The sequence below is a fragment of the Conyzicola nivalis genome, from assembly GCF_014639655.1.
GTDB lineage: Bacteria > Actinomycetota > Actinomycetes > Actinomycetales > Microbacteriaceae > Conyzicola > Conyzicola nivalis.
In genome coordinates, this window is record NZ_BMGB01000002.1 from 187,346 (window position 1) to 200,489 (window position 13,144).

The 13,144-nt window shown below is 68.6% G+C and carries 13 protein-coding genes; 7 read left to right on the forward strand and 6 right to left on the reverse strand.

Annotated features, from left to right (window positions below):
• Positions 1–345: 345 nt before the first annotated feature.
• Positions 346–2,190, forward strand: coding sequence for an ABC transporter ATP-binding protein (locus IEV96_RS14385; protein ID WP_188511445.1), 1,845 nt, complete (start codon positions 346–348; stop codon positions 2,188–2,190).
• A complete protein-coding gene (locus IEV96_RS14390) occupies positions 2,187–4,004 on the forward strand; it encodes an ABC transporter ATP-binding protein (RefSeq protein ID WP_188511446.1) in 1,818 nt (605 codons plus the stop codon). Before IEV96_RS14385 ends, IEV96_RS14390 begins: the two co-directional genes overlap by 4 nt.
• Positions 4,005–4,086: 82 nt before the next feature.
• Here the strand turns inward: IEV96_RS14390 and IEV96_RS14395 are convergent, their stop codons facing one another.
• Together IEV96_RS14395 and IEV96_RS14400 are read right to left on the reverse strand one after the other, a co-directional pair.
• Positions 4,087–4,401: an MGMT family protein gene (locus IEV96_RS14395; RefSeq protein WP_188511447.1), complete on the reverse strand. Its 315-nt coding sequence runs from the start codon at positions 4,399–4,401 to the stop codon at positions 4,087–4,089.
• A 16-nt stretch (positions 4,402–4,417) separates the two neighbouring features.
• On the reverse strand, positions 4,418–4,870 hold the full coding sequence (locus tag IEV96_RS14400) for a GNAT family N-acetyltransferase (RefSeq protein ID WP_188511448.1): 453 nt from the start codon (positions 4,868–4,870) through the stop codon (positions 4,418–4,420).
• 56 nt (positions 4,871–4,926) lie between these two features.
• Here IEV96_RS14400 and IEV96_RS14405 point away from each other — a divergent pair, with 56 nt between their 5' ends.
• From IEV96_RS14405 to IEV96_RS14415, 3 genes are all read left to right on the forward strand, one after another.
• Positions 4,927–5,691 carry an SDR family oxidoreductase gene (locus IEV96_RS14405; RefSeq protein WP_188511449.1) on the forward strand — a complete coding sequence of 255 codons (765 nt, stop codon included), beginning with the start codon at positions 4,927–4,929 and terminating at the stop codon, positions 5,689–5,691.
• 111 nt (positions 5,692–5,802) lie between these two features.
• Positions 5,803–7,017 carry an NADP-dependent isocitrate dehydrogenase gene (locus IEV96_RS14410; RefSeq protein WP_188511450.1) on the forward strand — a complete coding sequence of 405 codons (1,215 nt, stop codon included), beginning with the start codon at positions 5,803–5,805 and terminating at the stop codon, positions 7,015–7,017.
• An 82-nt stretch (positions 7,018–7,099) separates the two neighbouring features.
• A complete protein-coding gene (locus tag IEV96_RS14415) occupies positions 7,100–8,065 on the forward strand; it encodes a malate dehydrogenase (protein ID WP_188511451.1) in 966 nt (321 codons plus the stop codon).
• Here IEV96_RS14415 and IEV96_RS14420 read toward each other — a convergent pair.
• Entirely contained in the window at positions 8,062–8,880 is an 819-nt protein-coding gene (locus tag IEV96_RS14420) for an SDR family NAD(P)-dependent oxidoreductase (protein WP_188511452.1), read from the reverse strand. The genes IEV96_RS14415 and IEV96_RS14420 overlap by 4 nt on opposite strands.
• 73 nt (positions 8,881–8,953) lie before the next feature.
• On the opposite strand from IEV96_RS14420, the gene IEV96_RS14425 reads away from it, so the two are divergent.
• Complete coding sequence (locus IEV96_RS14425) at positions 8,954–9,541, forward strand: TetR/AcrR family transcriptional regulator (protein ID WP_188511453.1); 588 nt, start codon at positions 8,954–8,956, stop codon at positions 9,539–9,541.
• Here IEV96_RS14425 and IEV96_RS14430 read toward each other — a convergent pair.
• Positions 9,538–10,170, reverse strand: coding sequence for a DUF1345 domain-containing protein (locus tag IEV96_RS14430; protein ID WP_188511454.1), 633 nt, complete (start codon positions 10,168–10,170; stop codon positions 9,538–9,540). The genes IEV96_RS14425 and IEV96_RS14430 overlap by 4 nt on opposite strands.
• Before the next feature lie 114 nt (positions 10,171–10,284).
• Here IEV96_RS14430 and IEV96_RS14435 point away from each other — a divergent pair, with 114 nt between their 5' ends.
• Entirely contained in the window at positions 10,285–10,977 is a 693-nt protein-coding gene (locus IEV96_RS14435) for a ribonuclease H family protein (RefSeq protein ID WP_188511455.1), read from the forward strand.
• Positions 10,978–10,980: 3 nt separating this feature from the next.
• Here IEV96_RS14435 and IEV96_RS14440 read toward each other — a convergent pair whose 3' ends face one another.
• Both IEV96_RS14440 and IEV96_RS14445 read right to left on the reverse strand, forming a co-directional pair.
• Entirely contained in the window at positions 10,981–11,472 is a 492-nt protein-coding gene (locus tag IEV96_RS14440) for a hypothetical protein (protein WP_188511456.1), read from the reverse strand.
• A 194-nt stretch (positions 11,473–11,666) separates the two neighbouring features.
• Positions 11,667–13,133 carry an FAD-dependent oxidoreductase gene (locus tag IEV96_RS14445; protein ID WP_229733486.1) on the reverse strand — a complete coding sequence of 489 codons (1,467 nt, stop codon included), beginning with the start codon at positions 13,131–13,133 and terminating at the stop codon, positions 11,667–11,669.
• Positions 13,134–13,144: the final 11 nt, after the last annotated feature.

Here is a 13,144-nt window from a genome sequence, read left to right on the forward strand (position 1 = left end):
CAGTTGCGCGGCGGGAGCCGTGGTCGCCCCGCCATCGCGCGGCTGCAGCCGTGGCATCCGCGGTTCTGCCTGAGTTGCGCGAACAGTAGGGGCGCGCGGCGAGAAAAACCTTGCCTCCCAGCGAGTTCACTGTCTATTCTGGAGGGCTGTGCAGGTAGCGCGGCCGCTGAGATCCGGGAGGACGACATGCTAGAGACACCCATCCCGACACCGTGGCTCGTCGCGCCGGAATCCGCCGCGACCGCTTAGCGTTCCACCCAGGGCGGGCTGCTTCTCCCCGCCATCCACACCGCACATTCTTCGACCGTCTTTGCACGGTCGCGCTCTAACCCGGGGACCACACCAATGCCCGCAACACCGACCGGAACTGGTCACACCACCACGCGCGGGGGTACCTTCGCCTCGATCAGGCGGCTCTACCCCTACGCGAAGCCCGCGCTGCCGCGCATCTACCTGGGCATGGCGTCGGCGCTCGTCGCCGGCATCGTCGCCCTGCTGATCCCGCAGGTGCTGCGCCAGCTCGTCGACGGCCCGCTCTCGACCGGCGACTCCGAGCAGATCTGGCCCGCCTTCGCCGTCGTGCTCGCGCTCGGCGTGCTCGAGGCGGTGCTCATCGCGCTGCGCCGCTGGTTCGTGCTCACCCCCGGAACGCACATCGAGGCGCGCATGCGCAACGCCCTCTACGCGAAGCTGCAGGATCTGCCGGTGAGCTTCCACGACCGCTGGCCGAGCGGGCAGCTGCTGTCGCGCGCCGTGAGCGACCTCGGACTCATCCGTCGCTGGATCTCGTTCGGCCTGGTGCTGCTCGTCGTCAACATCGTCACGATCCTCATCGGCTTCGTCTTCCTCGTGAACATCTCCTGGGTGCTCGGCGTGACCTTCATGGTCTGCTCGATCCCGATGTGGATCTACGGCTACCTGTTCGAGAACAAGTACTCGCGGGTCACCCGCCGCAGCCAGGACCAGTCGGGCGACCTCGCCACGACGGTCGAGGAGTCGGTGCACGGCATCCGCGTGCTCAAGGCGTTCGGCCGCGGCAAGTACGCGCTGAAGAACTTCGCCGCCCAGGCCGAAGACCTGCGCGGCACCGAGATCGAGAAGGCCCGCGCGATCGCCGGCATCTGGCTCTGGCTGCTGCTGGTTCCCGACGTGACCTTCGCGCTCTGCCTGCTCGGCGGCGTCTGGCTCGCGGCCGACGGCCAGATCAGCGTCGGCGAGCTGGTGGCGTTCTTCGCCACGGCGACCGTGCTGCGCTTCCCGGTCGAGTCGATCGGCTTCCTGCTCTCGATGACTTTCGACACGCGCACGGCCACCGACCGCTTCTTCGAGGTGCTCGACAGCGAGAACAGCATCACCGACCCGGAGAACCCGAAGACGGTCACCGACCCCAAGGGGCGACTCGTCTTCGACGACGTCCACTTCAGATATCAGGATGCACCGCTCGACCGCGCCGACATCCTCGACGGCATCCGGCTCGAGCTCGAGCCCGGCGAGACGATGGCCGTCGTCGGCATCACGGGCAGCGGCAAGTCGACGCTGACCGCGCTCACCACCCGGCTGTACGACGTGACGGGCGGGGCGATCACGATCGACGGCGTCGACGTGCGCGACCTCACCCGCACCGAGCTGCGCACCCACATCGCCATGGCGTTCGAAGACGCCACCCTGTTCTCGGCGTCGGTGCGCGACAACGTGCTGCTCGGCCGGCCCGAGTCGACCGAGCAGGAGCTCGCCGAGGCGCTGCAGATCGCGCAGGCCGGTTTCGTCTACGACCTTCCGCTCGGCCTCGACACGATGGTCGGCGAGGAGGGTCTCAGCCTGTCCGGCGGCCAGCGGCAACGGCTCGCGCTCGCCCGTGCGGTGGCCGCGAAGCCCGCGGTGTTGGTTCTGGATGATCCGCTGTCGGCCCTCGACGTCGACACCGAGGCCCTCGTGGAGCAGGCGCTGCGCAAGGTGCTGGTGAGCACGACAGCGCTCATCGTGGCGCACCGGCCGTCGACCGTGACGCTCGCCGACCGGGTGGCGCTGCTCGAGAACGGGCGGGTGACGGCCGTCGGCACGCACTCGCACCTGCTCGCGACGAACGACCACTACCGGTTCGTGATCTCGAGCCTCGAAGACGAAGAGCGGCGAGAACGGGCCGAAGAACAGTTCGACAAGGACCAGCAGGACGAGGAGGTGGGCGCATGAGCATCGTCGGCGTAGAGGGTGTCGAGGGCGAAGAGCGCAACGACTTCACCAAGGCGGAGAGCAAGCAGATCAGGGAGCGTTCGCTGCGGCTGCTCGGTTCGCTGCTGCGACCCGAGCGCGCCCGCGTCATCCTGACCATGATCGTCGTGATCATCTCGACTGCCGCCCAGGTGGCCGGCCCCGCGCTCGTCGCCTACGGGATCGACACGGGACTGCCCGCCCTGCTGAACGACCGCGACTGGATGCCGATCGGGTTCATCGTGGGCGCCTACCTCGTGGCGGGTGTCGTCGGGGCGGTGTTGATCGCCTGGTACACGGTGCTCACCGCGAAGATCAGCCAGGCGATCCTGTTCGACCTGCGCACGCGGGTGTTCCTGCACACCCAGCAGCTCAGCCTCGAGTTCCACGAGAGCTACACGTCGGGCCGCATCATCGCGCGCCAGACGAGCGACCTCGACTCGATCAAGGAGCTGCTCGACTCGGGCATCAACCAGCTGATCCAGGGCGCGCTGTACATGGTGTTCATCGCCGGGGCGATGTTTTTCGTCGACGGTGTGAGCGGACTCATCCTGCTCGGCGCCCTCGTGCCGCTCGCCTTCCTCACGCGCTGGTTCCAGAAGCGGTCGCAACAGCTGTTCCGGCGCACCCGCGTGGCATCCGCGCGGCTCATCGTGCAGTTCGTCGAGACGATGACCGGCATCCGCGCGGTCAAGGCGTTCCGCAAGGAGAAGCGCAACGAGGCCGAGTTCGGCGAGCTCGTCGAGGACTACCGCGACGTCAACTCGAAGGTCATTCAGCTGTTCGGCATCTTCGACCCCGGCCTCGTGCTGATCGGAAACGTGGCCCTGGCCGTCGTGCTGGTCGCCGGCGGACTGCGTGTCGCGGGCGGCAGCCTGGCGATCGGCGCGCTGCTCGCGGCGCTGCTCTACACCCGGCAGTTCTTCGGGCCGGCGCAGGAAATGGCGATGTTCTACAACTCCTACCAGTCGGCCGCCGCCGCCCTGGAGAAGATTTCGGGCGTGCTCGAGGAGAAGCCAGGCGTCGCCGACCCGACCACCCCCATCGACCTCTGGAGCGCCGACGGTGCCGTGAACTTCGAGGGTGTCGAGTTCGCCTACAAGAAGGACCGGGTGATCCTGCCCGACTTCGACCTGCAGATCCCCGCGGGGCAGACCATCGCCCTCGTGGGGTCGACCGGCGCCGGAAAGTCGACGCTCGCCAAACTCATGGCGCGGTTCTACGACCCGACGAAGGGCGTCGTGACGCTCGACGGCATCGATCTGCGCGACCTGCACCCGAAAGACCTGCGCCGCGCCATCGTGATGGTGACGCAGGAGGCGTACCTGTTCTCCGGTTCTGTGGCCGAGAACATCGCGCTGGGCAAGCCGGACGCGACCCGCGACGAGATCGTGCACGCGGCCAAGGCGGTCGGGGCGCACGAGTTCATCGAGTCGCTGCCCGGCGGCTACGACACCGACGTGAACAAGCGCGGCGGCCGCGTCTCGGCCGGCCAGCGGCAGCTGCTGTCGTTCGCCCGCGCGTTCCTCGCCGACCCCGTCGTGCTCATCCTCGACGAGGCGACCGCGAGCCTCGACATCCCGAGCGAGCGGCTCGTGCAGGAGGGTCTCACCACCCTGCTCGCCGACCGCACGGCCATCATCATCGCCCACCGCCTGTCGACGGTCGCCATCGCCGACCGGGTGCTGGTGATGGAGCACGGGCGCATCGTCGAAGACGGCACGCCGCGCGACCTCATCGCCGGCACGGGCCGCTTCGCCCAGCTGCACGCGGCCTGGCGGGATTCGCTGGTGTGACGCGCTAGCTGGTTGAGTAGGTCGCTCAGCGACCGTATCGAAACCATCGGGGGGTTTCGATACAGGCCGTAGACGGCCCTACTCAACCGGCGTGATGGCGGGCCTTCGCAAGGTCGACGCGGAACACCCCGTTGCTCCACTTAACGGGGGTGCTCTCGGCGCGGTAGTACTCGAGCGCCCGCGACTCGTGGTCGACCGGGGGATGCCCGCTCGCGCGGATGACCCGCCACCACGCGACATCCGAACCGTAATGCGACATGACCGTTCCGACGGCGCGGGCCGCGCGCGAACCGATCGCGGCGGCGACGTCGCCGTAGGTCATCACGCGACCCTCGGGGATCGACTCGACCACCTCGAGCACGCGCGACACGAAGTCGTCGCCGAGAGTCTGGGCCACCCGGGTTCTCGGCGGCTCAGAGGTCGAGCGCGCCGATGTGTTCGCCGTACTGGGTCTCGCCGATGATGCGGAAGCCCACGGCCTTGAAGAACTCTTCGGGGCCCTCTTCGCCGGGTTCCCAGATCACGGTGAGCTGGGGGAAACCGCGGTTGCGGGCCTCGTCGGCGAGTCCCTCGACGGCGAACTTGCCCACACCGAGGCCCTGGGCGTCGGCCGCGACGTTGATGCGCCAGAGGCAGCTGCGGAACTCCTCCTGAGGGTTGTCGGGGTCGAAATTGCCCCGGATGAACCCGACCACCGTGTCGCCGTCGAGCACGACGCGCGGCCACGAGGTCAGCGGATCGATGTAGGCGTCGGCGATCGCGTACGACGTGGGGGTGACGAACTGCTCCTGCCCGGGACGCAGAGTGAGCCCGTTAGCGGCCACGATCGTCTTGGCCGACAACTCTTCAAGTCTCAACTCAGGCATGCGAACAGGCTAACCCGCCCGCCCTCAAGTGCGCACCACTTTGTTACCCTGATCGCGTGAGCGACGACGCCGAGACCAGAACCGCCATAGTGACCGGGGCCGCGAGGGGCATCGGGGCCGCGATCGCCCTGCGGCTCGCGCGATCCGGACACCGCGTCGCCGTGGTCGATCTGCACGCGCACGAGACCGTCGGCACGGTCGACGAGATCGTCGCCGCGGGCGGGCAGGCGATCGGCATCGGGGCGGATGTCGCGAGTACGGATGACGCGGAGAACGCCGTATCCCGTGTCGTGGAGGAGCTCGGCGCCCCCACCATCCTGATCAACAATGCCGGCATCCTGCGCGACAACCTGCTGTTCAGGATGAGCGACGCCGACTGGGACGCGGTCATCGGGGTGCACCTGCGCGGAGCGTTCGTGATGAGCCGGGCGGTCCAGTCGCACCAGGTGTCGGCCGGCTGGGGTCGCACCGTCAACCTGTCGAGCACCTCGGCGCTCGGCAACCGCGGCCAGGCCAACTACGCCGCGGCCAAGGCCGGAGTGCAGGGCTTCACCAAGACGCTCGCGATCGAGCTCGGCCCGTTCGGCGTGACGGTGAACGCGATCGCCCCCGGGTTCATCGCGACCGACATGCTGCGCGAGACGGCGGAGCGCATCGGGGTTACCTTCGAGGACTTCCTCGCGGGCGCCGCCAAAGACATCCCCGTCGGGCGCACCGGCCTCCCGGCCGACATCGCCGCGGCCGCCGCGTTCTTCGTGAGTGAGGAGGCGTCGTTCGTGTCGGGGCAGGTGTTGTACGTCGCGGGCGGTCCCAAGGCGTGAGCCGCGACATCCGGCGCCCGCTCGTCGGTATCTATCTCGATGTCGAGATACTTTACCGAGCGAGTAGGCTTGTCCACGTTTCCAGCTCGGCTCATCAATGAGGAGAATCGTTTGTCCAAGATCAAGGTAGAAGGCACCGTCGTAGAACTCGACGGTGACGAAATGACTCGCATCATCTGGCAGGCGATCAAGGACACATTGATCCACCCCTACCTCGACATCAACCTCGAGTACTACGACCTCGGCATCGAGCACCGCGACGCGACCGACGACCAGGTCACCATCGACGCGGCGCACGCCATCCAGAAGCACGGCGTCGGCGTCAAGTGCGCGACGATCACCCCCGACGAGGCCCGCGTCGAAGAGTTCGGCCTCAAGAAGATGTGGAAGAGCCCGAACGGCACCATCCGCAACATCCTCGGCGGCGTCATCTTCCGCGAGCCGATCATCATCTCGAACATCCCGCGTCTCGTGCCCGGCTGGAACAAGCCGATCATCATCGGCCGCCACGCGTTCGGCGACCAGTACCGCGCCACCGACTTCGTCTTCAAGGGCAAGGGCAAGCTCACCGTAGAGTTCACGCCGGAAGACGGCTCGGAGCCGATGAAGTTCGAGGTCTACGACGCTCCCGACGACGGCATCGCGCAGGTGCAGTACAACCAGGACGCCTCGATCCGCGACTTCGCGCGCAGCTCGCTCAACTACGGCCTGACCCGCAACTACCCCGTGTACCTGTCGACCAAGAACACGATCCTCAAGGCCTACGACGGCCGGTTCAAGGACATCTTCGAGGAGATCTTCGAGAGCGAGTTCAAGGAGAAGTTCGAGGCGGCGGGACTCACCTACGAGCACCGTCTCATCGACGACATGGTCGCGTCGGCCATGAAGTGGGAGGGCGGCTACGTCTGGGCCTGCAAGAACTACGACGGCGACGTGCAGTCGGACACCGTGGCGCAGGGCTTCGGCTCGCTCGGCCTGATGACCTCCGTGCTGTCCGTGCCCGACGGCTCGGTCGTCGAGGCGGAGGCCGCCCACGGCACCGTGACCCGCCACTACCGCCAGCACCAGGCCGGCAAGCCCACGTCGACCAACCCGATCGCCTCGATCTACGCGTGGACCCGCGGACTCTCGCACCGCGCCAAGCTCGACGACAACCCGGCGCTCGCCGAGTTCGCCGCCACCCTCGAAGACGTCGTGATCAAGAGCGTCGAGGCCGGACACATGACGAAGGACCTCGCGTTGCTCGTCGGACCCGACCAGAAGTGGGAGACCACCGAGGAGTTCCTGGCGACGCTCGACAAGAACCTCGCGGCACGCCTGGCGTAGTCGCCCACGCGGATTGAGCCTGTCGAAATCCCTTTGTGGTTCCGACAGGCTCTTTCCGTTTAACGCGGCGTACGCTCGAACCATGATCATCACCGTCACGGGCGCCGCCGGCCAGATCGGGTACGCCCTGCTTTTCCGCATCGCGTCCGGCGCCATGTTCGGCCCCGACATCCCGGTGAGCCTGCGCCTGCTCGAACTGCCGCAGGCTCTCGACGCGGCCGAGGGTGTCGCCATGGAGCTCGACGACTGCGCCTTCCCGCTGCTCGGCGACATCGAGATCACCGACGACGCCGACGTGGCCTTCGAGGGCGCCAACGTCGCCCTCCTGGTCGGCTCGCGTCCGCGCACGGCCGGCATGGAACGCGGCGACCTGCTGGCGGCGAACGGCGCGATCTTCGCGCCGCAGGGCCGGGCCATCAACGACAACGCGGCCGACGACGTGCGCGTGCTCGTGGTCGGCAACCCCGCGAACACCAACGCCCTCATCGCGAGCGCGAATGCCCCGGATGTCCCGTCCGCGCGTTTCTCCGCCATGACCCGCCTCGACCACAACCGCGCGCTCGCCCAGCTCTCGGGTGCGACGGGAGCCCCCGTCTCGGCGATCTCCCGCGTGACGATCTGGGGCAACCACTCGGCGACCCAGTACCCCGACCTGTCGAACGCGCGCATCGAGGGCGAACGCTTCGAGATCGACCGCACGTGGGTCGAGCAGGACTTCATCCCCACGGTCGCGGGCCGCGGCGCCGCGATCATCGCCGCCCGCGGGGTGTCGTCCGCGGCATCCGCGGCCAGCGCCGCCGTCGACCACCTGCGCGACTGGGTGCTCGGCACCCCGGTCGGCGACTGGACCTCGGCCGCGATCGTGTCCGACGGATCGTACGGTGTCGCGGCCGGGCTGGTGAGCTCGTTCCCCGTTACGAGCGACGGGGGCGACTGGCAGATCGTCGAGGGGCTCGAGATCGACGAGTTCTCGCGCGGCCGCATCGACGCGTCGGTCGCCGAACTCGCCGAGGAGCGCGCCGCCGTCGAGGCGCTCGGGCTGCTCTAGCCCACCTTCGCCGACTCGCGGCCGGCGGCGCGGGCGCTGATCACTCCGCTGAGCAGCACGGCCCGTCTGCGGGTGGTGAACCTGGTGACCCCGGCGGTGAGCGAGTTCAGCCGACCCGACAGCACGCTTGGTCGACGCCCGCCGCGGTCGAGCACGCGCATCGCGGTCTGCACGACCTGCTCGGGAGTCTGGTAGCTGCCGTTGTAGCTGCCGCCCGCCAGTTCGTCGAAGAACTCGGTCCGCGTGAGTCCCGGCGCGAGGCTGAGCACGCGCAGGCCCGTGCCCCTGGCCTCGAACCAGAGCGCCTCGGTGAAGCTGAGCACGAACGCCTTGCAGGCCGCGTAGACCGCCATGCCGGGGCTCGGCGCGTAGGCGGCGAGGCTCGCGACGTTGACGAGGATGCCCGTCCCCGCCGCGCGCAGCGGCTCGATGAACGCCCGCGTGATGTCGACGAGGTTCGCGACATCCACATTGATCTCCTCGGTCAGGCGCTCGGGATCTTCGTCGTGGAACGGGCCGTCGGTTCCGAAGCCCGCGTTGTTCACGAGACCCGTGATCGAGAGGCCGCGGTCCGCGATCTGGGCGGCAAGCGCTCGGCCGGCCCGGGGAGCGCTGAGGTCGAGCGCGATGGCGGTGACCCGGATGCCATGGGCCGATTCGAGTTCGGACGCGAGAGCCTGCAGGCGGTCGAGCCGCCGGGCGACGAGCACGAGGTCGGAGCCGCGGCCCGCGAGCTCGCGGGCGAAGGCGGCGCCGATGCCGGAGCTGGCGCCAGTGACGATGGTGGTCTGGTGGGAGAAGTCGATGGGAGTCATGCCTGCACTATACGCAATTGCTTGCACACGGTGCAAGATGCTGCGTAATGGGCAGAAACGGTACGCTGTGACGATGACCGTTCCCCCCACCCTGCGCGAGCGCACGCGGCGAGCCGTGCACGCGGAGATCACGGCGACCGCCATGCGGCTCTTCGCGGAGAACGGGTTCGACGCGACGACCGTCGACCAGATCGCGCGCGAGGCGGGAATCTCGCGGCGCTCGTTCTTCCACTACTTCGGCAGCAAGGAAGACCTGGTTCTCGGCGATACCGTCGCGCTCGGCGAACGCGTGCGCGTCGCCCTCGAGGCGCGTCCCGCGGGGGAGTCCGCGTGGACGGCCCTGCGTGAGGCGTTCCTGGTACTGCAGACCGACGGGCTGCCGAACGCCGACGAGCTCGCGCTCGCCCGGCTCTATCACGACGCTCCGTCACTGCGGGCGCGGCACCTCGAGAAGCACCTCCGCTGGCAGGAGCTGCTGGCGCCCGACGTGCAGCGCCGGCTCGGCCTGCCCGACACCCCGCACCCCGACCCGCGCGCGCGGGCCGTCGTTGCCGCGGCTCTCGCCTGCCTCGACGCCGCCGTCGACGCCTGGTATGAGTCCGGCGGCACCCTCGACCCCGTGCGGCTGTTCGACGAGGCGATCGCGACGATCCGCGCCTAGCCCGACAGCCCGGCGATCAGGTTGATCGTGGTGGCCAGCACGAACGATCCGAACAGGAACGACAGCAGCGCGTGCCCCAGCGCCGCGCGACGGATGTCGGACCGGCCGATGTTCGTGTCCGACACCTGGTAGGTCATGCCGAGGGTGAAGGCGAGATAGGCGAAGTCGGTGTACCGCGGCGGCTCGTCCTGGTTGAACGAGATGCCGCCCGAATGCGCGTAGTACAGCCGCGCATACCGCAGCGAGTACAGGGTGTGCAGCAGGATCCACGACAGCGCGACGCTCGCCACCGCGAGGCCGGCGAGCGCGACCTGCTCGCCGCCGTGGGCCATCGACGCCTGGACGAGCACGAAGCCGACCGCGAACAGGCTCGCCACGCTGATCATCAGGATGAGCACGTCGGTGACGGCACGCTCCGGGTCCTCGCGACTGGCATGCTCGCGGGTGGCCGTGGCATCGAATCGCCCGATGTGCAGCCACACGCGCAGCGAGTAGGCGAGGGCTGCGACCGCCCAACCGACTGTCGGCGCGTACTCCCACCAGCCCGCCGCGCCGGTGGCCAGAGCAGCGACCGTACCGACGGCGAGCATCTCGACGAAGCGGGCGGCGGTCACGTGACGACGGATCATGCTCTGATTACACCACTGGCTGCGGCCCGCCTAGTGTTGAGGGGCAAAGATCCGACATTCCCGGCACGGCCGAAGGTCGAAAGCTTGCCCCACCGCTCTTCGAGAGGCACCACCATGACTATCCGCGCCGCTGCAGACGGTTCCGCGCTCGGCAACCCCGGCCCGGCCGGCTGGGCCTGGTACGTCGACGACTCGAGCTGGGCCGCCGGGGGCTGGAAGCACGCCACCAACAACCAGGGCGAGCTCATGGCCGTGCTGCAGTTCTTCCGCGCGACGGCGCACCTGGACGACGATCTGCTCATCCTCTGCGACAGCCAGTACGTGATCAACTGCGTCACCAAGTGGATGCCGGGTTGGAAGAAGAAGGGCTGGCGCAAGGCCGACGGCAAGCCGGTCATGAACGTAGAACTGCTCAAGGAGATCGACGAGGCCCTCGTGGGCCGCACCTACCGCTTCGAATGGGTGAAGGGGCACGCCAACCACCCGCTCAACGAGGCGGCCGACGCCCGCGCGAGGGCCGCATCCGAGGCATTTATGCGCGGACGTCCCGTTCCCTCGGGCCCCGGCTTCACGCGCGAAGGCGATGCGGATGCCGCGGCTCCCGTCATCTCCTGGACCCCCGACGCCGATGCGGCGCCCGCCCCCGCCCCGTCGCTGTTCGATTTCGACGACACCGCCGAAGAGCCGGCGACGGCGGTCGTCGAGGTGACCGCGCGGCTCACCCCCGCACAGCACGAACGCCTGCTCGCCGCCGCTTCCCGCAGGGGAGTCAGCGTCGAACAGGCGCTCGCAGATCTCGTCGGCTAGGGCCTACGGGCAGGTGGTGCCGAGCTTCGTCATCGCCGTCTGCACGGCTCCCGCGGAGTCGGTGACCGCGGTCTGATCGGCCGCTTCGGGGTTCGCCGCGTAGGCGGTGATCTGCTCGCTGAAGTTGTTCAGCGCCGTGGTCGCATCGTCGGTGACGGTGCGCACGTCTTCGTTCGTGACGTCGCTGGCGGTGTCCTCGAACGCGGCGGCGAGCGTCTCGACGGCCTCGGCGGCCTTGCCGGGGTCGGTCGAGAGTTCGCTCAATCCGGCCTGCAGGTCGGTGAGGGTGTCTTCGACGCCGGCCTTGAGCACGGTGCAGGCCTCTTCGGTCGTCTGGCTGGACCCGGCCGAGCCGGAGTTGCCGCCCTCGGAAATGCCGGAGCCCGAGCCGGAGCCGCCCGCGTCGGATCCACCCGCGGCGCATCCGGTGAGAAGCAGTCCCGCGAACGCGAGACCGGTGAGCGTGCTGGCGATGGTGCGGCGTGAAGTGCGCAAGATTCTCCCCTGATTGGTTGTCCGACCAACCTATCGTCCGGGCGCGGCTCCCCCAAACGGGTCACAAAAAAGCTCGGGCCGTCAGTGCGTGCTGTCGATGAGGCGTTTGCGGCCGAATGAGCCAGCCGCGGACACCTCATTCAGCCGGAAAAGGCTCATTCCCGGATTCGGCAGCCCGGATCCGGCATGCGGGATCAGTACCCGCTGAAGTAGTCGGCCGAGACCCGCTTGACGCCGATTCCCTTGAGCGCCGCGCGAAGGTCGGCCACCATTCCCGGAGGGCCTGAAACGAAGGCCCGCCGGTCGGTCAGGTCGGGAACGGCCGATCGCAGCAGGTCGGGTGTGATGCGCCCGGCACCCGCCCACACCCAGTTCGGCGGCAGCTCGTCGGGCCGGGCCGGGCTCACCAGCACCACGGGCACCCGCGATTTCTCGAGCAGGTCGGCGTAGCCGAGTTCGGCGTTGTCTCGCACGGCGTAGACGACCACGACGTCGCGATCGTGGCCGAGCTCGTGGTCGTGCGCGAGCTGACTGGCGAACGGGGTGATGCCGATTCCGCCGGCGAGCAGCACCACGGGCGTCGCGGTGTCCCTCGGCAGCATGAAGTCGCCGCCGATACCGGTCGCCATGACCTTCGCCCCCGGTTCGAGCGCGAGGAACGCCCGCTTGAAACTCGACGGCCTCTCGGGAACGCTCAGCGCGACCGTCAGCGGGCCATCCGTCGTCGGGGCGGAGGAGATGCTGAAGATCCGGCGGCTGCCGCGGAAGTCGGCGCGGTGCGGAACGGACAGTTCCAGATACTGACCGGGCCGGAAGCGCACGGAACCGGCGGGCTGGAACGAGAGTTCCCACGAACTCGGGGTGAGCCTGCGCTTGCCGAGATAGGTGAGACGGATGCCGCGGCGCTGGCCGAAGGCGAAGGCGACGAGGTTGCCCACCAGCAGTGCCAGCTCCGGGGTGTTGGTGATCGGCCCGAAGCCGAAGACCGTCGAGAACACGACGGCGGCGATCGCGGCCACGGTGAGCTGCTGCCAGCGGCGCGGCGGGAGGGTCAAGGGCTCGCTGAGCATAAAGCCGGCGAGGAACACGATGGGGAACTGGGTGAACGCCGACACGAGAGCCTCGCCCACGTCCTGACCGGACGAGACGAGTCGCACGGTCACCAGCAGGGCCGCGATGGCGACGAACGTCAGACCGACCGGCAGCCGCCGCGAACGGTAGAGCACGAGGAACGCGCCGACCGCCGTGAGCGGGAGCAGGAGCCCCGTGGCCACCCACCACACGGCGAAGTTCAGCCCCAGCAGCGAGACCACGAACGCGCCGATAGCGGCCGGGTTGAAGATGTGCCTGGCGCGAATGGCGAGCAGGTATTTCGAGGCGCTCGCGATGACGGCCGCCAGGGCGACGCTCGACAGATCGGCGAGTGCCGTGCTCGGGTAGAACAGGAAGAACAGCAGGAAGCCGGTGATGAGCGACGATTCCGGATGCGCTTTCGTGCGGAAGAGCAGGGCGAAGATCCAACTCGACGCGAAGCTGGCGCCCACCGCTACGGCGCCGGTCGCGAGCAGGTCGGTGACCGGGAACGCGAGCTGGCCGACGAGCGAGAGCAGCACCGCGGCAGCGCCGATGACCATCAGGGCGATCAGCACGAGTCGGTACATGGTCACGCGGC

Excerpts from the sequence above, each read along its gene's own strand:
- IEV96_RS14385 (WP_188511445.1), top strand. The coding sequence starts at position 346 with ATGCCCGCAACACCGACCGGAACTGGTCACACCACCACGCGCGGGGGT.
- IEV96_RS14390 (WP_188511446.1), top strand. The coding sequence starts at position 2,187 with ATGAGCATCGTCGGCGTAGAGGGTGTCGAGGGCGAAGAGCGCAACGAC.
- IEV96_RS14400 (WP_188511448.1), bottom strand. The coding sequence starts at position 4,870 with ATGCCTGAGTTGAGACTTGAAGAGTTGTCGGCCAAGACGATCGTGGCC.
- IEV96_RS14415 (WP_188511451.1), top strand. The coding sequence starts at position 7,100 with ATGATCATCACCGTCACGGGCGCCGCCGGCCAGATCGGGTACGCCCTG.
- IEV96_RS14420 (WP_188511452.1), bottom strand. The coding sequence starts at position 8,880 with ATGACTCCCATCGACTTCTCCCACCAGACCACCATCGTCACTGGCGCC.
- IEV96_RS14425 (WP_188511453.1), top strand. The coding sequence starts at position 8,954 with ATGACCGTTCCCCCCACCCTGCGCGAGCGCACGCGGCGAGCCGTGCAC.
- IEV96_RS14430 (WP_188511454.1), bottom strand. The coding sequence starts at position 10,170 with ATGATCCGTCGTCACGTGACCGCCGCCCGCTTCGTCGAGATGCTCGCC.
- IEV96_RS14435 (WP_188511455.1), top strand. The coding sequence starts at position 10,285 with ATGACTATCCGCGCCGCTGCAGACGGTTCCGCGCTCGGCAACCCCGGC.
- IEV96_RS14445 (WP_229733486.1), bottom strand. The coding sequence starts at position 13,133 with ATGTACCGACTCGTGCTGATCGCCCTGATGGTCATCGGCGCTGCCGCG.